We start from the raw sequence: 18,863 nt of genomic DNA on the forward strand, positions 1-18,863 counted from the left end.
AATCTACAGCACTAATTTCAATGGTGATACTCAATTAACACTCTATCGGCAGATCGTTACGGCTGCCCCAATCCGCCCATGAACCGTCATAGAGGATAGGATTTTTATGCCCCGCTGCAACCGAAGCTAAGATCAAAATACACGCCGTAATCCCAGAACCACAGCTGAATATCCTTGCGGATTTATCCGCTGCTAGCCCTTGATAAATAGACTGTAGCTCACTGACCGTTTTGATTTTATTACCATCGAGCACTTGAGCGAAGGGTAAATTAACCGAGCAAGGAATATGCCCAGAGCGCACACCGGGACGCGGCTCACTCACTTTCCCTAAAAAGCGTGGCGCACCACGGGCATCGACAATCGCCGTTCCGGCATCTTCAATACGTGATAACACGGCCTCAGCATCCATCACCCGCTCGGGGTGGTATTGCAGCACATCCGCAAAAGTATCAATATCCGTCGGGCCATAATCGACGCCTTCGGCTTGATAACGCGATGAGGTAATGCGGTCTTCTTCAATCCACTGAGGCAAGCCACCATCAAGTACATAGACTCGATTAAAGCCCATGACTTTAAAGGTCCACCACGCCCGTGGAGATGAATAAATGCCTTGGTTATCATAGATAACAATAACACTGTCGACCTCAATCCCAAGTTGGGCTATCCCTTGGCTGAATTGCTCAAACGTCGGCAAGGCATGAATTTGGGTTGAAGTCTTATCGCAAAACACATTTTCCAAGTCGAATCGACGTGAGCGCGGAATGCAAATAGGCTCATCGTAAACTAAGGGTTCTTTACCAATAACGGTTTCCATACTGGCATCGAGCAAGACTAAATGGGGATCGGTGAGGTGTGCTTCGAGCCACTGCGTACTAACAAGTGGGTATTCCATAGCGGGTCCTTTTACTGTTATCCAAGTCTGCCGCTAGTCTCTCACCAAATGCCGTAAAGCCCAAATATCGGCTTAACAAATTGTCTGCTTTGAGATTTTATTTAAAAGCGTCGACTCAATTTTATGTGCTCAATTATTAGTGCATTCAATCATTAGATTACGTCGAAGCCGTGTTTTGAAGAGAGTGCTTTCAAACTGCTCATTTTTAAGATGCAGCTTTCAAAACGATCCTGTCGATATGGCCATGTTCGAGATAGCCGTTTTCGCAAAAGTCCGTTTCGAGACAACCGTTTTCAAAATAGCCGCTATTTAATGACTTCTATTTTCACGTCAATCAAGCCAGAAGAAGTATTGCCTATACTACTGAACGCCGATTTAGACAGATCAATAATGCGGCCACGCACGAAAGGCCCTCTATCATTGATTTTCACAATCACACTTTTGCCATTATCGACATTGGTGACCTTAACACTCGAGCCAAAGGGTAACTTTTTATGCGCTGCTGTCTTTAATTTATGTTTGTAAAGTTCACCGCTGGCCGTCTGCTTATTCTGATGTTTATCCCCATAAAATGAAGCCTGACCAGCTTCCGTGAATCCCACCCAGTTTCCATTCTCACCCGTCTGCATTGAAGAACAGCCGGCCAAAAAGCTTAGCAATGCCAGTGCAAATAGTTTGACGACATTGAACTGCCTAATTGGGTTTTGAAGTGCATTCACATGACACCCTCTCTAATGAGTGAACGCTTTGCTGACGAGCGATTGGCTCAGCAAAAATCACAGGGAAATAACGAACAACTTTAGATGGCAAAGCTCAAGACCTGCATCCTAAAAGATCAAAATAAGAAACAATAAATTTCCACGAGGCTACAGCAGTTGCACGCTAAAATCACGTATTTACAGGTGAATGCTCTTACATTGAGATAAAATATGCAGTCATAACGAGGCTTTGTTTCCTAATTTAGATCGGTAAACAAAGCCCTAACGAGTTAACACTTCATGGATAATCTCAAATTTGGGTTCTTTACCACTTGGCCATGTAGGTTTCTTTATGGGGTTTTCAAAGGTGGTCAGCCAAATATCAAGATCACTGGAACCAGACAAACAACCCATAAACGCAAAATACATTCCACTATTTATCATGTGACGGGCAAACTGAATAGCGTCTTCAAGAGTGCCCTCTTCCCAGTTATGTGTGAACGTTTCATCATCCCATACCCATTTAATGGGGACTCCACTTTCATCACAAGCGAAGAACCTTACATTTCGATAACCTTTACTTGCTGTTTTTAGAGAATTTATAAAACTTTCTCTGGTGTTATCGAATCTTTTTTTGAACTCTTCAATATCTAGATCTTTGCTAATAAAGTTCTTCATACTTGCCCTAGAGGTAAATACTACCAACGGTATGACATAACCACACACAAAAAAGTCTATCCAATGAGCCCAGTGACTGATGTCGTTTAGCTCTGTTAGAAGCTAATTATGCCAAAGATTGGTATTCATTACTGCCATTATGAAATAACCTAATTTCGATACATTTTATTTCTTTTTTAGAGGAAATTAATTGCTCCACCAACCAAATATAACCGATTTCATATAGCTTATTTTGTAGGGAGAACAAATCATCTTCTGGCATATTGTCTATATCAAAATTTAATAATTGATACCAATTAAAGGCTTTAAATTCTGAAACATCCTCAAACTCACATACTGCGGTTAAAAGCCATGCGCCATTCATCATAGAGGCTATGTCGACAAAAAAATCGCAATATGCCTCACCTTGATTCTTACAGTAAATCGCATATTCCCTAACAAGTTCCATAAAATCAGATTTGTAACTATCGAGAGCTTTACTGACGATTGCCCCAAACTCTTCTACGTTGTTCATACTTGTCTTCTTATTCAATGATCTAAGCACCCTATAATATCACAAATAACTTACAACACTTTTCACACTATGCCACTACACTATGACTAAATTCATTAATGGTAATGTTTGAAAGCCACAAATTTATAAGCGATAACTTACGATATTTATGAAGCAGATAAGAATGGAAGTAAATTGAGATATTAATGGGAGTGTTTAAAGTCAATATTCTATCGGGTATAAATGAGCAACAACATTACGAATCAAGACGATAACATTTTATTTACGGTAACAGATGCAGATTTTACAAGTGAAATATGGCTTAGAAAAATGGGTACGGCTTGAGCTACAAAAAATAAAAAACCTCTTTCCATGTAATATGAAAAGAGGTTTTAGTATTGAGCGAAAGCGGCTCCTTCTCTTATATAGACAAAAAAAGAGCGGTTATAGCACGATCCAAGTCGCTTTCAATTCTGTGTATTTGTCGAAGGAGTGCAGAGATTTATCTCGGCCATTACCTGACTGTTTATAGCCACCGAATGGCGCTGTCATATCGCCGCCATCATAATGGTTGATCCATACCATGCCAGAGCGCAGGGCTTTAGCGGTTTTATGGGCCTTGCTAATATCCGATGTCCACACGCCAGCGGCTAAACCGTAAATAGTATCGTTGGCTATCGATATCGCCTCTTCCATGCCATTAAATTCAATAACAGATAACACAGGGCCAAAGATTTCTTCGCTGGCAATTTTCATTTGGTTGTTTACGTTAGAAAATACCGTTGGCTGCACATATACACCGCCCGTGTCGGCCATAACTTGGCAGCCACCGTGAACTAAAGTTGCACCTTCGTCTTTACCTGCTTTGATGTAACTGAGTACTGTGTCTAACTGTTGTTTATCGACAACGGCGCCGCTTACAGTGGCGGGATCGAGTGGATGCCCCGGATGCCATGATGCTAACTCCTCAGCAATAAGCGCGATAAGCTCATCTTTCACCCCAGATTCCACCAGCAAACGCGAACCTGCGGTACAAACTTCACCTTGGTTGAAGGCAATGGCTTCGGCCGCAGCAACAGCGGCAGCTTTCAGATCTGGCGCGTCATTAAAGACGATATTGGGGCTCTTGCCTCCCGCCTCTAACCACACGCGTTTCATGTTAGACTCACCAGCGTAAATCATTAATTGTTTAGCAATTTTGGTGGACCCCGTGAACACCAACGTATCCACATCCATATGCAACGCTAAGGCTTTACCCACGGTATGACCAAATCCTGGCAACACGTTGAGTACGCCTTGTGGGATCCCAGCTTCAATAGCCAATTGCGCCATGCGGATAGCCGTTAAGGGTGATTTTTCAGAGGGTTTTAACACTACACTATTACCCGTGGCCAGCGCGGGCCCGAGCTTCCAACACGCCATCAGCATTGGGAAGTTCCACGGAACAATCGCGGCCACAACCCCCACAGGCTCTCGGGTGATCATGCCAATTTCATTGTGAGCGGTTGGCGCGAGTTCATCGTAAATTTTATCAATCGCTTCGCCAGACCAGCGAATCGCACGGGCAGCCCCCGCCACATCCACAGCCTTGGAGAAACGAATTGGTTTACCCATGTCGAGGGTTTCTAACAGCGCGAGTTCATTGGCATTTTCTTCCAGTAACTCGGCGAAACGTATCATCACTTGTTTGCGCTTTACCGGAGATTGCTGCGACCAAACACCAGACTCGAATACACTGCGGCCATTAGCAACCGCAAGATTAGCATCTGCAAGATCGCAACTCGCCACTTTTACCAACAAGCGACCATCAATAGGACTAATACAATCAAAGGTGTTACCCGAAACGGCATCTTGGTATTCGCCATTGATAAACGCCTTACCATTAATAGACAGGCTGGCAGCCAGACTTTCCCATTCGCTGCGTTTCTTCGGTGTGCTCATGATGACCTCTTAATAATTCGTATAGGTGTGGTTTATCGTTCATCGACAAGAAAATAGTGGTCTGTGACGACTTTAACGCAAATGCTAAACATCATCACAGTCATAATCCGAGTTTCAGGTTACGCTGTTTAAGCAATAAAATTCAATATTTTTTACAAAAATAGCTTTTTTGCCACAAATAACTGCACACGGCTCTTCCATGTTCATTATTTCTAACATAGCATAGCAAATATTAGCCACCCTAAAACAAGACCTGAAAATACAGGACAAGGTAGACACTATGGCCGATTTGCCGCTCAATTCCTCAAGCGCACCCTCACTTGAACATTTCTGGATGCCTTTTACCGCCAACCGCCAATTCAAAACCAACCCGCGGTTACTCACCAAAGCGGAAGGCATGTATTACACGGATATTGATGGTAATAAGGTATTAGATGCCACCGCCGGTTTATGGTGTTGTAACGCAGGCCATGGTCGCAAGGAAATCAGCGAAGCGGTCAGCAAACAAATTAAAGAGATGGACTACGCACCCTCCTTCCAAATGGGTCATCCTATTGCCTTTGAACTTGCCGAGCGTTTAGTCGAGCTCAGTCCAGAAGGATTAAACAAAGTCTTCTTTACTAACTCAGGTTCTGAGTCCGTCGATACTGCGCTTAAGATGGCACTTTGCTATCACAGAGCCAATGGTCAAGCCTCACGCACCCGCTTTATCGGGCGCGAAATGGGTTACCACGGTGTCGGCTTTGGCGGCATCTCTGTGGGTGGATTAAGCAATAACCGCAAAGCATTTAGTGGCCAATTATTGCAAGGCGTCGATCACTTACCGCACACCTTAGATATCCAAAATGCGGCATTTACCCGTGGACTCTCACACTTTGGCGCTGAAAAAGCCGAAGTATTAGAACAACTAGTGACCCTGCATGGCGCCGAAAATATTGCCGCCGTGATCGTTGAACCAATGTCAGGCTCAGCAGGGGTGATATTGCCGCCACAAGGTTACTTAAAACGTCTACGTGAAATCACCAAAAAACACGGCATCCTACTGATTTTTGACGAAGTCATCACCGCTTTTGGCCGCGTTGGCGCCGCTTTTGCGAGTCAGCGTTGGGGCGTTATTCCAGACATGATCACCACTGCTAAAGCCATCAATAACGGCGCCATCCCTATGGGCGCAGTGTTCGTGCAAGATTTTATCCACGACACTTGCATGCAAGGCCCTACTGAGCTGATTGAGTTTTTCCACGGTTACACCTATTCCGGTCATCCAGTCGCAGCAGCAGCCGCACTTGCCACACTATCAATTTATGAGCATGAGCAATTATTCGAGCGCAGTTTTGAGCTTGAACGCTACTTTGAAGACGCAGTGCACAGCCTCAAAGGGTTGCCGAATGTGATTGATATCCGCAACACAGGATTAGTGGCGGGGATTCAATTCTCCCCTAACGCTCAAGGCGCGGGTAAACGGGGTTACGGCGTGTTTGAACACTGCTTCCGCCACGGCACTTTAGTGCGAGCCACGGGAGACATTATTGCCATGTCACCACCACTGATTGTCGATAAACGCGAGATTGACCAAATGGTTAATAGCCTAAGCGATGCCATTAACGCCGTTTGATAATAGCACTAGCTGTTCGTTCCACTCTCACATTTAACACCCCGCTGCGGCGGGGAACTTCAAAGGTTAACTATGCTCAAGATCACTCACTTTGTTAATGGTCAGCACACCCCTGCCAGTACCAGAACCCAAGATATTTTTGAACCCGCCACGGGTGAACTACGTGGCCAAGTCTCACTCGCAAGCGAAACTGAAGTGGGTGAAGCCATCGCAATCGCTAAAACCGCCTTTGAAACCTGGTCGCAAGTCACGCCGCTCAACCGTGCTCGAGTGCTGTTTAAATTCAAAGCCTTAGTCGAGCAGCACCTAGATGAAATGGCGCAGCTTATCACCCGTGAGCACGGCAAAGTGATCGACGATGCTAAGGGCGAGTTGATCCGTGGTCTCGAAGTGGTCGAATTTGCCTGTGGTATTCCGCACTTGCTTAAAGGTGAACACACCCAGCAAGTCGGTGGCGGCGTCGATTCTTGGTCAGTTAATCAAGCTTTAGGTGTTGTCGCAGGCATAGCGCCCTTTAACTTCCCTGTGATGGTTCCCATGTGGATGTTCCCAATCGCGATTGCCTGCGGTAACACCTTTATTATGAAACCCTCGGAAAAAGACCCAAGCTCGGTGATGCGGATTGCCGAGCTGCTTAAAGAAGCGGGTCTTCCCGATGGCGTGTTTAACGTGATTAACGGCGACAAAGAAGCCGTCGATACCTTACTCACCCATAAAGATGTGCAAGCGGTGAGCTTTGTGGGCTCAACGCCGATTGCTGAATACATCTACAGTACAGCCTCTAAACATGGCAAACGCGTGCAAGCCTTAGGCGGCGCGAAAAACCATATGTTACTCATGCCAGATGCAGATTTAGATCAAGCCGTTAGCGCCTTAATGGGTGCCGCTTACGGCAGTGCTGGTGAGCGTTGTATGGCAATTTCAGTCGTACTCGCGGTAGGCGATGTGGGCGACGCGTTAGTGGAAAAACTGCTACCGCAAATCCAAACCTTAAAAGTCGGCAACGGCCTAACGCCAGAGATGGAAATGGGTCCGCTGATCTCAAAACAACACCTTGCCAAGGTCACCCAATATGTTGAAGCCGGTGTGCAAGAAGGTGCAGTGCTGCTGGTCGATGGCCGTAAACTGAGTGTTGAAGAAAATCCACAGGGTTATTTCCTCGGCGCCTGTCTATTCGACCATGTCACGCCTGAAATGAGCATCTACCGCGAAGAAATCTTTGGCCCAGTGCTGGCGATTGTGCGCGTGAAAGATTACCCAACGGCGCTTGAGCTGATTAACCAACACGAATTTGGCAATGGCACGGCGATTTTCACCCAAAGTGGTGAAGCGGCAAGGCATTTCTGCCACCACGTGCAAGTCGGTATGGTTGGAGTGAACGTGCCGATCCCAGTACCAATGGCGTTCCACAGTTTTGGCGGTTGGAAGCGTTCACTGTTTGGGCCGCTGCATATGCATGGTCCCGATGGCGTGCGTTTTTATACCAAGCGTAAGGCAATAACGGCCCGCTGGCCCGTGGGTAAACAGACTCAAGCCGAGTTTATGATGCCAACGATGAAATAGCCGAATGTCAGCTCAACAAGGAAATCGCAAATGACTGTGAGTATCAACGCCATTATTCGCTTTGCTACGGCGCAAACACCCGTCGAAACCTATCAGTTACCGGCGGAAAAGTTGTTAGTAGGCAATCCAACTCAAGGGCTAGAGAATCATTATTCTAGCCCTTGTGATCAATTTCACAGTGGAATTTGGCAAAGTGAATCAGGCGCTTGGAAAATAAACTACACTGAATACGAGTACTGCGAAATCCTCGAAGGGATGAGTGTTATCACAGATCTTCAAGGTCAATCGCAGACGTTCACTGTGGGTGACAGGTTTATCATACCCGCGGGTTTTCAAGGCACTTGGGAAGTCGTGGAGCCCTGCCGCAAGGTTTACGTCATTTTCGAACAAAAGTGAGATCAACGAGGCTGATGTTAGCCTCAAAAAAGCTAAGTTATCTTAGCAATAACTCGCCATGAGGTCACAGCAACGGGTTTTCCTAGGCTGTTGTTTGGCAAACCAACGGATGCACTGGCGCGATTGAATAACCATGGTCGCCAGTAACACGTCCGAGTCAACAAAGAAAATGGGAGAAATACCGTGCATAACAATCTGAAAAAAAAACGGCTGGTACAGCTTGTCGGACTCGCGCTAACCACGACCCTATTCTCCGGCATTGCCGCCGCCGAAGTGACTGGGGAAATTAGTCTTACTAACGACTATCGTTTTCGCGGCGTATCACAAACCGCTGGCGATCCTGCCCTGCAAGGTGGTATCGATTGGAGCTTCGATTCGGGTTTCTCTGTCGGCGCTTGGGCAAGTAACGTGGATTTTGATGAGCCAGGTTATAACGGCCCAGCGATCGAATACGATTTCTATGTCGCCTATGGTGGTGAGATCAACGAAGATCTGACCTACGACATCACCCTTAACCGTTATAACTACTCAGGCGAGAGTGATATAGGTTATTTCGAAGTGATTACGGGTATGGAATTTAAGGGCTTTCGCCTAGCCTATTGGTTTACCAATGATTACGGTGGTACTGATTTAGACTATCACTATGCCGAGCTTAACTATTCCTATGAATTTGTTGAAAACTGGAGTCTCGATCTGCACTACGGCTATAACGTGGGTGATGCATTAGATGACGGTGAAGGTTTTGATAGCTACTCAGATTACTCCATTGGTGTATCGACTGAATTGGCAAGCTTTGGGCTTTCTCTCGCTTGGTTAGGCACAGATCTCAGCGGTGACCAAAAAGTCTCTGATGGCGCATTCAAAAACTCAGATACCGTACTTGCTAGCGTAAGTTACGCATTTTAATTTCGCCTTAGGTTAGATTAACTAAGACACAAAAAGCCCTCATCATCGAGGGCTTCTTTTTAGCGGTTCAAACAGACTTGACTACCAACTACGCATTTTATGGCCTTTCACCGCGTAGAAAAGGATGAACAAGTAGCATGGCAACATCACAATATAACCACCCTGCATGCCCATATCTGTCGCCGAACTCATTAAGCCCCAAGACACTGGACCAAAGGCGCCACCTGCAATCCCCATGATGAGAAGCGCAGAACCTGTACTGGTCAATTTACCCATACCAGATAAAGCTAGCGGCCACACCGCAGGCCAAACAATCGCATTAGCTAAACCAAGAAAAGCAATCATCAACAAAGTATCGGGCAGCGCCACACCGCCAAAAGGCACTAACAAAACATTAGCAATAGCGTAGGAATTATTGTCGCCAAACAAAATACCGCACGTCAGTAACAAACCCAGAATAGCCGACACCATCAAAGCCTTAGGCTGTGAAATAAAACGAGGAATTAACAGGATACCTAAAGAATAACCCAACACCATACACACCATAGTATAGGAAGTCATAACACCGTATGACTCTATGCCTAAAGACAAAGCAAATGTACCAATGGTATCGCCAGCAATAACCTCTACAGCAACATAAACAAACAGCGCTAACACGCCAAAGGCTAAGTTAGGGTGAGATAATGCCGCTTTAAGTTGCCCTTTATCCGTATTTTCAGCAGCTTCATCTTCATTCAACAACTCTGGCAAAGGTGATTTTTTTACCGCTAGCGCTAAGATACCGATAAAAATGGCCATGCCTAAATAGGGGAATACTAAACCGTCAGCCATTTCTTCAATTTGTACTTGAGTTAGCTCAGTACCAATACGGTCTTTAAAGCTGTCTAAAATCAACGCCGAAAACACCAAAGGCGCAATCACACCTGCACCTTTATTCAAAATCCCCATCACACTGACGCGCGCGGCCGCAGATTCTTCAGGCCCCAAACGCACCACATAAGGATTAACCGCAGTTTGTAATAGGGTTTGGCCTGCGCCCATCACTAATTGGGCGAAAAGGAATAGGGCAAATATTTGTGTTTCCGCAGCAGGGATAAACAGTAAGCCCGCCAACATCATCACGCCCATGCCTATCGCCATACCATTCTTATAGCCGACTTTGCGAATAAGCCAAGCGGATGGCAAAGCAGTAAAGGTCACTGCAATGTAGAAAGAAAACAGGATCAACGACGCTTGAAAGGGATTGAGTTGCAATATTTGTTTCAAATAAGGCATCAAAGAACCATTCAACCAAGTGGCGAATCCGAGGATGAAAAAGAGAGCGGCCACTATGGCCATGGGGAGAAAGCTGCTTTTCTGCTGGCTTTTATCGAGTGTCATTTCCATAAACCTGCTTCTTATAGTAATTAATTATTGAGGTGATAACGGGGTTTAAATTAATGCCTAAGTTCCCGAATATCCGTATCGCGACTCGTCCGCAATGGCTAATGTTATCATCCAAACGCACCATTGTTTCAGTGATGTTAAAACAAATAATACAAAAAGACAACGCTGTCATTTAATAAATTCTCGCGAATATTCCCTCGTAATCATCGATTGGCCAACTGATAAGTTATAAGTAAGTGATGACTCACATCCAGAAAATAATGTAAAAAAAGCCGCAGACACTGAGTGTGTGCGGCTCAAGCTATTAAGCCAACTGACTAAATGCTGACAAAAATATTGCGGCGATACATCCAATATAACACCAGCCACTGCACCGCAAGTAAGCTGATAACCGCAGCTAACGCTTGAGCGCTTTCAGGCAAAGCCATCACTAAGCCGCCAAACACGCTTTGGGCGATATATTTCCAATCCACTAAACTCGACGCTAGGTAAATAATGATGGCATTGGTGCCAATCACCACAAAGAAAAATGCGGTTTTTTGCCACTTAAGCACATCGACTAATGCATAGAATGCCGCCAGCAGGATCATACTCCAGCCCGACGTCACCAGCACAAATGAACTGGTCCACAGCTCTTTATTGACCGGAATAATAAGATCCAACAGCCAACCTAAGGCTAAGCAAGCACCACCCGCTACGGCGAGTAATCCCACTTTGACCCACTCACCTTTAGGATGGGATTTAACAATAAAGTGGCCGACAAACACACCCGCTAACGCATTGACTATGGCGGGGATGGTCGACAATAAACCTTCAGGATCGGGCGTGCGCCCCTGATAGCTTATGCCGGGCAATAAAATCGAATCGACATAGGCATTGATGGATTCAGTTTGCGAGAGCACGCCTGCCTGTCCACCGGGGAAAGGCAACCAAAGTTGCATTGCGCCATAACCGAGTAAAATGCCCAAGGCGACAATAACTTGCGTTCGTAAGCTCGTATGCCACACCAGTAATGCGGCAAAGAACCATGCAAAGGCGATTCGACCTAACACACTGGCATAGCGAATTTTTTCAGGATCGGCAGGCGCGCCCGTACCCCAACCGTGATTATATAAAATGCCCAGTAGCAGCAATAAAAAGAGTCGTTTAATCCCATGCCGATACACAGGTAATCGATCCTTCATCGGTAATTTATCTAAACGTTTGGGAGATAAACCTAAGGCCACACCAGAGAGGAAAATAAACAGCGGAAAAATCAAATCGTAGAAGTGAAAACCATGCCATTGGCTATGGTGCATTTGTTCATCGCCCCATTGCCAACCTGCCCAGCCCGTTAAAATAAGCAAGCCCCCAAACAGGGCCTCACCGCCCAAAATCCAAAACATATCGAAGCCGCGCAGTGCATCCAGAGACATCAACCTAGGTTTATTCACCTTTGCTGGCATAATTGCGTTTGTCTGTGTAGTCCCCATGCCATCATCCTTTATTATTGTTATTAAAAGCTTTTATAAAATTTGAGCAAAACTAATACTGTTTAAAATTAGTGCTGTACAATAAAAAAACTTAGCCCCTGTCATCAAAATACGACAAGGGCTATACCCAAGCTACCTGAAGATACGAGTTTCAGAGCGCCTAGGGTGCTTCAATTCAAGGCGCATCAATGAAAGAATGTCGGCCACCTTTTGAATTGATGCAACACGGAAGTGGAGCGCCCTAGGCACTCCGTCCTGGCGGGTTTTAACGCACTTTATACTGCGTTGGTTATTTTTAACTTAGTCCACTAGGTCTGCAAATAACCGCAATCGCCATGGATGGCGTGAATGCCATTTATGCAGGAGCAATAAATGGCATTGCCTAAAGTGCGTTAAATTCCCGCTGAATCCTGCATTTTCAGGTAGTTTGGGTATAGATGTTAAAAATCACCTAAACTGCAAAAGCAATTTAAGGGTGTACCCCTATTGCCTGGCCCGCATAAATAGGCCCTGAATAGACGGCCCGTCCCGCAATGTAATTTGCCTGCACTTTGTTATGCGCATCGAGCAAAACAAAATCAGCCCTATGTCCCAGTGCTAAACGGCCAGCTTTATTGTCAATCCCGAGGAACTGTGCGGGATATAACGCCGCCATTCTCAAGGCTTCCGCCAAAGGTAAACCTAATAAGTTCACCGTATTATTGACCGCAGTCGCCATATCGAGCACACAACCCGCCAGCTCACCTGTCACGGCATTTAATCTGTCGCCGACTCTCAGCACTCGAGTACCAAAAAGCTCGAAGCTAGTCTCATCGTCCATACCGACAGGCGGCATAGCATCAGTGACTAACATCATTTTACCTCTCGGTTTTGCCCTTAGTGCAACCTTTGCCGCAGCGGGATGCACATGGTGACCATCGACAATCAAACCACACCAAGCGGTTTCACTCTCAATCGCCGCACCAACCATGCCTGGCTCACGGGAACCTAGAGGAGACATAGCATTATAAAGGTGAGTAAAGCCCGTAGCGCCTGCCGCTAATGCCGCAACCACAGTATCGTAGTCGGCATTAGAATGACCCAAACACACCTTAACGCCCGAGGCGACAAGCGTGCGGATCACCTCTGGTGACACATTCTCAGGCGCAAGCGTGACCACTTTAATCCCCAGATCTTGACGACAAAATACGGCGAGTTCAGCATCGGTGATTTCGCGAATAAAGCCCTGTGGATGCACACCTTTTTTAGGCACAGATAAATGTGGCCCTTCAAAATGCACCCCTAAAACACCAGCGCTACCTTTGACTAAAGCCTCGGCCACGGCATCGGCCGCATCGGCCATCACGCTGACATCATCGGTGATAAGTGTGGGTAAAAATCCTGTCGTGCCAAAACGCGCATGGGCACGGCCGATAGTCTCAATACAATCAACACTCGGATTGGCATTGAATAACGCCCCGCCGCCGCCGTTCACTTGTACATCGATAAAACCAGGCACCAGCGTTCCGGCTTGGCGGATTTCCTTCGCGCCAACAACCGTATCAAACGCCAGAATGTGCCCGTCTTCAACAGTCACAGGCACATCTTGATGGAAATATTCACCATCAAAAATACGCTCGGCGATCAAGGTGATTTTCATCGCAAACCTCTTTCAATAAATAACACGAGTGACTTAAGTCTTAAATTAAGTTCACTGCGAGGGCTTAACTGCACGAGCTTAGCTGAACAGGTTTAATCGTGCAGCTGCTTAATCGTGCAGCTAAAAGTCCGCTAAATCTAATCCGCAGCACCTAAGCCTCTTAAACTTTGCCACTTAAAGCTGGGCAGCTTAAAGCGTTTGGGTCACTTTTTTAAGGCCAGCCGGTTGATCAGGATCGATACCGCGGGCAATCGCAACCGCAGCCACATCGATATAGAAACGTTGTAATAACGCTAACGGCGCCACACGTGGGTGAATGTCAGTCGAGGTTTGATTCAGATGCACTAAATCGGCGCCGCGTTGGCTCACGTTTTCAATCTGTTCGATATGGCTAGCGTAGGATTCATCGCCAATGCACACATCAACAATAGTGAGTTTTTTCTCAACTAAAGTCACAGGACCGTGGAGGAACTCGGCACTACTGAACGCTTCGGCATGGATTGAACACACTTCTTTTAGCTTAAGCGCGATTTCCTTGGATACCGCATAACCTAAACCACGGCCGAGTACGACTAAGTTCTTCACGTCGGCAACGGATTCTGGCGTGAGTTGTGGCTCAGCGTCCACCGCCGTTTGCAGCGCTTGGGGTAAAGACGCTACGGCGCTAGCGAGCGATTCGCTTTGAGTCCAAGCGGCGGCGAGTTGTAAAATCGCCGACAACGTCGCGAGGTAACTCTTAGTCGCGGCAACGGCTTTTTCTTCGCCGGCACGTAAAGGCACAACGACATCGACGATATCTTTAATCGGTGCACTTTCATCATTCACTAAGGCAACACAGAAAGCACCGGCATTTTTTGCCATACGCGCCTGCGCCAAAATGTCAGGGCTCCGGCCAGATTGTGAAATCACAATGACTAACGCGCCTTCGAGTTTCAAGGTTTTACCATACACACTCGCCACTGAAGGTGCGGCGGCGAAGGTCGGTACACCCGCTTCAATCTCAAATAAGTATTTAGCGAACACTCCCGCATGATCCGATGAGCCGCGACCTACTATCATCACAAAACGAGGGGCGAAGGCGCGCAGTTTCTCACCTAACTGCTGCATGATGTCAGCGTTAGCTTCTAATTGACCCGCAATTTTTTGCGGTGCAGTGCGTGCTTCTTGTTCCATAATAGTGTTTGTCATGTCTTTTACCTTCACGTTCAAATACAGGATTTGGCTTCAGTGCCTATGTGCACTGACAACGACTTATTAAATTCTTGCTGGGCGAAATACATAGCACCGAGTTCGGGTGGTGCTAAGGTTTCTGAAATCTTAGCGACCACATCGGCACCGAGCCAAGCTTGTAAAGGCTCAGCAAGACCACCGATCATAGAAAAACGCACCGGATTTAAGCTAAATAACTTACGCGCCATTTCGCTAATATAATCAGCACCTTCTTGCACTATGGCAGTCGCGACTGCGTCACCTTCATTGGCACAATCGAGTACGCTTCTGGCTAATGCGGCGTAGCAACTTGATGATTTACCCGCTAGATTTTCGACAATGCCTAGCGCATCGGTGACACCAAACTCATTCAACAGCATATAGGTTAATCGAGTTGGTACGGCAAAGCCATCGAGTGCTAACAGCACGTGTTCCGCAGCTTTTAATCCAAGCCAAGCACCGCTGCCCTTATCGCCCAATGCAAAACCATAACCACCAATACTCAAGCTGGTATCACCAACATGGGCATAACCGCAAGAGCCAGTACCCGTGATGATCACAGCGCCATCGGCACCGCGGTGGGCACCAATACAAGCCGTATGCAAATCGGTAGTGACATACATAGCTGCAAAAGGATGCTGCCAGTTGATAACATCTTGATATAACCTAGGGACATTTACGCCAGCAAGACCAAGACCCGCCACCAGCAAGTGACTATCGCTCTCGTTCATGCCCGCATCCAGCAACGCTAGGCGAGTCGATGCTTCAATGGATTCAAATGTTTGTGTTAGACCATGCAGTGGATTTGCGCGTCCAGCAACACCTGTCCCTAAAACGGTACCCTCTGCTGAGTAGATGGTGGCTCGGCATTTACTACCGCCTCCATCTACACCTATAAACAGTGGTTGATCTTTTGTCTGGACTAACCCCATGACACCCCTCTTCACCTATCAATGCAGCGCTACCGTTGCTTATTATTTGCCGTTAATACAGCGCTCAACTTTAGTTAACTCAATGTTACAGCAAAAATGACAGCGTTGTCATTTAATTTTTTAAGTGATTTATGATCTAAAATCAAATTTAGGAAATCACTGACACAGAAAAACAAAAAGGCTGTATTTTATCTTTAAAATACAGCCAGATATAAAAATTGATTTAGTTAACGATTAAACTTCGGCCTTTACGAATACCATCGGCCGCAATGGCGCGGATCTCAATCGGTGCAGTGACCGCCAATCCCGCTTGATAAGCTTGCCATTGGCCATTGAGGCTACGGTATTCGAGTTTAAGGCCGGGATAGGCGATATTAGCAAACAGTTTACCGTCACGGATCTCGGCGCCGACCGTCGGTACGCGATAATCAATCCCCGCTTTATCTAGCTTGATAAACTCTTTGTGGCCCAAGGTATTCGCGAGTTGTTGCCACTCCTTTGCCTGTGCATCACGCATGGTTAAGGTAAAAGCACCCGAGCTTTGATTATATACAGCACCTTGATATTGATAAGGTACTTCCCATACGGCTTGATGCCAAGCACGCTCAGCCAACATCAACAAACGCGGAAACACCATGTATTCAATCGTATCGTCACTGCGAATCGACTCACTCCAAATCTGCCCTTGCAAGCCAGTAAAAGGTTTGCCTTTCTCCCTTGGGCCCGAGACTTTGTTACCCGCCTCATCAAGTTTTATTCTGTCATCCGCTTCGAATGGCTGATTTTCAATATCGGTCCATTGCTCGGCGTTAGCGGCTAAATTATCAGGCATAAAGCTAAAGACTTTATGGCTATTGGTCGCGCGGCTCGCCCAATAATAACCATGCTCTTTAGGATCGGCCTCATAGGGGAAGTCAAAGTACAACACCTCAGGATTAGAAAGTACGGTTTCCCAGCCGAGATTTGCCTGCTGATTGGCGCGCGAATGACCTTTGTGGGCAATCACATCCCAAATATTAGACTGCACCTTAGCGGGCATATTTTCAGGGCGAACATGGCTCATACCATCACTCCATCCTGCTGCTTCAATGCCTTTTGCCGCTAACATAGTCGAAATTCGTTCAATAAAATAAGCGCCTAAGTCATCTATCGACTTAACGCCTTTATCGTTATTGGCGACAAATGCTAAACACTGCGGAGATTGTTTCCAAGCTCCCGCCGTTTCATCGGCACCAATGTGGTAACGCGTCAATGGTTGACCCGCGGCTTGGTGTAACTTGGCAATTTCATCAATCACTTTATCGACAAAGTGATAAGTCGACTCCATGCAGACGTTAAGCGTGTTGTCGTCGTAATATTGCACTGAAGAATAAACCGTTTTGTCGTTTTCATCGGATAACAAATATTGCTCAGCTGCAGTGGTTTTCCCTTCAGCTTGCAATTGACGAGCGCCCGCATCTAACGCTTTTACCGCTGTGCTAGCTTGATTTGCCGTTTCCTGCACAGGGACAACTTGCACTTTACCCGTGTTTTTAAGCTCTACGTCTTCAGCCTGTAATCGACGAAAACGCGCATCCATCGCTTTAATCGCGGCGCGGCTGTGACCCGGCATATCCATCGATGGGATCACTTGAATTTGACGCGCCTCGGCATATTTCACTATGTCGATATAGTCTTGTTTAGTATAGAAACCATTAACGCTCGACTCCGCAAAAGGACCACTGCCCAGTTGCGGTAACAGACAGGTATTTTCAGCAAGATCATGACAACGTTTACTACCGATGTCGGTCAGCTCAGGTAGCCCGTCGATTTCGAGTCGCCAACCTTCATCGTCAGCCATGTGTAAATGCAGTTTATTGAGCTTATAAGCCGCCATTTGGTCGAGCAAATCCAGCAACAATTGTTTGCTGTGGAAATTACGTGCCACATCAATGTGCATACCACGAAACGGATAACGTGGGCTGTCTTCAATGGTCATCGCATTCACTTTCAGCGAATTCACATCCACAAGGCTTGCTAATGATGACAAACCGTAAGAGAAGCCCGCCGCATCATTGGCAGCAATCACAATTTCAGTTGGCTGAATATCTAAGCGATAACTGCCCTCATCCCCTTTTTGGCTGGCAAATTTCACCGTAATGCCACTCGCAGATTCAGCCACACCTAGGCGAGCTAAACGTACCACCGCCGCCGCAACTTGACGCTTTTGCTCTAGGTTATCTTGCTGATATTCAAGCTTAATACCACCAGCAAGGGATACTTGTCTATCGGTTGAATGGATCTTCACCTTTTGTGGCGTTGGAATAATGGTATCCACAGCCAAGGCGGCATCCTCACTCACGCTTTGATTAGCTTTAAATAATTGCGCGGCATCGGCTGGTGCGAGTTTATCTGTTTCAGTGCGTTGATATTGGGTTTGAAAATTCGTAACCCCTTCAACATACGGACGCGTCTCTAAACCCGTTTCAGCATCTTTACCCACCTGAGTGCTGGCGATAATGACGGGTTCTAATCCTTTTGCTGCGAGGTAATAGTTTGGCATAGCGTCGGTTTCAGCCAATTGCCACGGCTCACCACGGAATGTCAGTTGCTTTTTCTCGCCCTTAACAAATCCCTTAAAAGCAGCCGTTGGCGTAATACGATGTAAATCGCCTTTAACGTGCGTTATCGTCAATTCACCGCTTTCAACCGATTGCACAGGGCGCATTTGGCTTAAATAAATTTCCCAATCTTGGCTAGCTAAATCCATACCGGGCACGAAATCAATTTGAGCGACAAAACAGCGACCATCGGCTTTATCTTTTAGGCACTTATCGTCTGGCACATTGGTCACAACACGGTAAGTTACGACTAACGAATCCCCGAGTTGTTGTAACTGCGCTTGAGTTAATGCGTCCTGAGCTTGCTGTGTTTGAGCCACAGCCTTATCGGCTGACGCTACGGAAGGCGTCACAGGCGCCTCGGAACAGGCCGCTAATCCTAAAGCCAGTAAAATGGCGCTTGCTGAAAGTGTTTTTTTCATGATTATCCTTATCTAGCTCCA

General features: G+C 46.5%; 15 protein-coding genes. 4 read left to right on the forward strand and 11 right to left on the reverse strand.

From position 1 onward, the window contains the following. Positions 1-34: 34 nt before the first annotated feature. From CKQ84_RS01990 to CKQ84_RS02010, 5 genes are all read right to left on the reverse strand, one after another. Positions 35-892 carry a sulfurtransferase gene (locus tag CKQ84_RS01990; protein ID WP_105249912.1) on the reverse strand — a complete coding sequence of 286 codons (858 nt, stop codon included), beginning with the start codon at positions 890-892 and terminating at the stop codon, positions 35-37. A gap of 305 nt (positions 893-1,197) precedes the next feature. Continuing rightward, entirely contained in the window at positions 1,198-1,611 is a 414-nt protein-coding gene (locus tag CKQ84_RS01995) for a septal ring lytic transglycosylase RlpA family protein (RefSeq protein WP_105249913.1), read from the reverse strand. A gap of 261 nt (positions 1,612-1,872) precedes the next feature. Continuing rightward, positions 1,873-2,268 (reverse strand): hypothetical protein, encoded by a 396-nt coding sequence (locus CKQ84_RS02000; RefSeq protein WP_105249914.1) that lies wholly within the window; start codon positions 2,266-2,268, stop codon positions 1,873-1,875. Between the two features lie 106 nt (positions 2,269-2,374). Next, complete coding sequence (locus CKQ84_RS02005; RefSeq protein ID WP_105249915.1) at positions 2,375-2,782, reverse strand: hypothetical protein; 408 nt, start codon at positions 2,780-2,782, stop codon at positions 2,375-2,377. A gap of 423 nt (positions 2,783-3,205) precedes the next feature. Further along, positions 3,206-4,702, reverse strand: coding sequence for an aldehyde dehydrogenase (locus CKQ84_RS02010; protein ID WP_028760892.1), 1,497 nt, complete (start codon positions 4,700-4,702; stop codon positions 3,206-3,208). A gap of 280 nt (positions 4,703-4,982) precedes the next feature. Between CKQ84_RS02010 and CKQ84_RS02015 the strand changes: the two genes are divergently transcribed. From CKQ84_RS02015 to CKQ84_RS02030, 4 genes are all read left to right on the forward strand, one after another. After that, entirely contained in the window at positions 4,983-6,317 is a 1,335-nt protein-coding gene (locus CKQ84_RS02015; RefSeq protein WP_105249916.1) for an aspartate aminotransferase family protein, read from the forward strand. Between the two features lie 72 nt (positions 6,318-6,389). Then, on the forward strand, positions 6,390-7,880 hold the full coding sequence (locus tag CKQ84_RS02020; RefSeq protein ID WP_105249917.1) for a CoA-acylating methylmalonate-semialdehyde dehydrogenase: 1,491 nt from the start codon (positions 6,390-6,392) through the stop codon (positions 7,878-7,880). Between the two features lie 30 nt (positions 7,881-7,910). Continuing rightward, positions 7,911-8,276, forward strand: a complete 366-nt coding sequence (locus CKQ84_RS02025; protein WP_105249918.1) for a cupin domain-containing protein — start codon at positions 7,911-7,913, stop codon at positions 8,274-8,276. Positions 8,277-8,459: 183 nt separating this feature from the next. Continuing rightward, a complete protein-coding gene (locus CKQ84_RS02030; protein ID WP_105249919.1) occupies positions 8,460-9,182 on the forward strand; it encodes a TorF family putative porin in 723 nt (240 codons plus the stop codon). An 81-nt stretch (positions 9,183-9,263) separates the two neighbouring features. Here the strand turns inward: CKQ84_RS02030 and nagP are convergent, their stop codons facing one another. The 6 genes from nagP to CKQ84_RS02065 form a co-directional block, all read right to left on the reverse strand. Then, a complete protein-coding gene (gene nagP / locus CKQ84_RS02035) occupies positions 9,264-10,562 on the reverse strand; it encodes an N-acetylglucosamine MFS transporter NagP (protein ID WP_105252977.1) in 1,299 nt (432 codons plus the stop codon). Between the two features lie 323 nt (positions 10,563-10,885). After that, positions 10,886-12,040: a transmembrane glucosamine N-acetyltransferase NagX gene (nagX, locus tag CKQ84_RS02040; protein ID WP_105249920.1), complete on the reverse strand. Its 1,155-nt coding sequence runs from the start codon at positions 12,038-12,040 to the stop codon at positions 10,886-10,888. 469 nt (positions 12,041-12,509) lie between these two features. After that, positions 12,510-13,679 (reverse strand): N-acetylglucosamine-6-phosphate deacetylase, encoded by a 1,170-nt coding sequence (gene nagA / locus CKQ84_RS02050; RefSeq protein ID WP_105249921.1) that lies wholly within the window; start codon positions 13,677-13,679, stop codon positions 12,510-12,512. 189 nt (positions 13,680-13,868) lie between these two features. Continuing rightward, positions 13,869-14,867 (reverse strand): glucosamine-6-phosphate deaminase NagB-II, encoded by a 999-nt coding sequence (gene nagB-II, locus CKQ84_RS02055; protein ID WP_028760900.1) that lies wholly within the window; start codon positions 14,865-14,867, stop codon positions 13,869-13,871. Positions 14,868-14,884: 17 nt separating this feature from the next. After that, positions 14,885-15,820, reverse strand: a complete 936-nt coding sequence (nagK, locus tag CKQ84_RS02060; RefSeq protein ID WP_105249922.1) for an N-acetylglucosamine kinase — start codon at positions 15,818-15,820, stop codon at positions 14,885-14,887. Between the two features lie 223 nt (positions 15,821-16,043). Continuing rightward, complete coding sequence (locus tag CKQ84_RS02065; RefSeq protein ID WP_105249923.1) at positions 16,044-18,842, reverse strand: family 20 glycosylhydrolase; 2,799 nt, start codon at positions 18,840-18,842, stop codon at positions 16,044-16,046. Between the last annotated feature and the right edge of the window lie 21 nt (positions 18,843-18,863).

Origin of the sequence: Shewanella sp. WE21, assembly GCF_002966515.1 — a bacterium.
Lineage (GTDB): Bacteria > Pseudomonadota > Gammaproteobacteria > Enterobacterales > Shewanellaceae > Shewanella > Shewanella oncorhynchi.

Excerpts from the sequence above, each read along its gene's own strand:
- CKQ84_RS02005 (WP_105249915.1), bottom strand. The coding sequence starts at position 2,782 with ATGAACAACGTAGAAGAGTTTGGGGCAATCGTCAGTAAAGCTCTCGAT.
- CKQ84_RS02020 (WP_105249917.1), top strand. The coding sequence starts at position 6,390 with ATGCTCAAGATCACTCACTTTGTTAATGGTCAGCACACCCCTGCCAGT.
- nagB-II (WP_028760900.1), bottom strand. The coding sequence starts at position 14,867 with ATGACAAACACTATTATGGAACAAGAAGCACGCACTGCACCGCAAAAA.
- nagX (WP_105249920.1), bottom strand. The coding sequence starts at position 12,040 with ATGGGGACTACACAGACAAACGCAATTATGCCAGCAAAGGTGAATAAA.
- CKQ84_RS02000 (WP_105249914.1), bottom strand. The coding sequence starts at position 2,268 with ATGAAGAACTTTATTAGCAAAGATCTAGATATTGAAGAGTTCAAAAAA.
- nagK (WP_105249922.1), bottom strand. The coding sequence starts at position 15,820 with ATGGGGTTAGTCCAGACAAAAGATCAACCACTGTTTATAGGTGTAGAT.
- CKQ84_RS02065 (WP_105249923.1), bottom strand. The coding sequence starts at position 18,842 with ATGAAAAAAACACTTTCAGCAAGCGCCATTTTACTGGCTTTAGGATTA.
- nagP (WP_105252977.1), bottom strand. The coding sequence starts at position 10,562 with ATGACACTCGATAAAAGCCAGCAGAAAAGCAGCTTTCTCCCCATGGCC.
- CKQ84_RS02025 (WP_105249918.1), top strand. The coding sequence starts at position 7,911 with ATGACTGTGAGTATCAACGCCATTATTCGCTTTGCTACGGCGCAAACA.
- CKQ84_RS02010 (WP_028760892.1), bottom strand. The coding sequence starts at position 4,702 with ATGAGCACACCGAAGAAACGCAGCGAATGGGAAAGTCTGGCTGCCAGC.
- CKQ84_RS02015 (WP_105249916.1), top strand. The coding sequence starts at position 4,983 with ATGGCCGATTTGCCGCTCAATTCCTCAAGCGCACCCTCACTTGAACAT.
- CKQ84_RS01990 (WP_105249912.1), bottom strand. The coding sequence starts at position 892 with ATGGAATACCCACTTGTTAGTACGCAGTGGCTCGAAGCACACCTCACC.
- nagA (WP_105249921.1), bottom strand. The coding sequence starts at position 13,679 with ATGAAAATCACCTTGATCGCCGAGCGTATTTTTGATGGTGAATATTTC.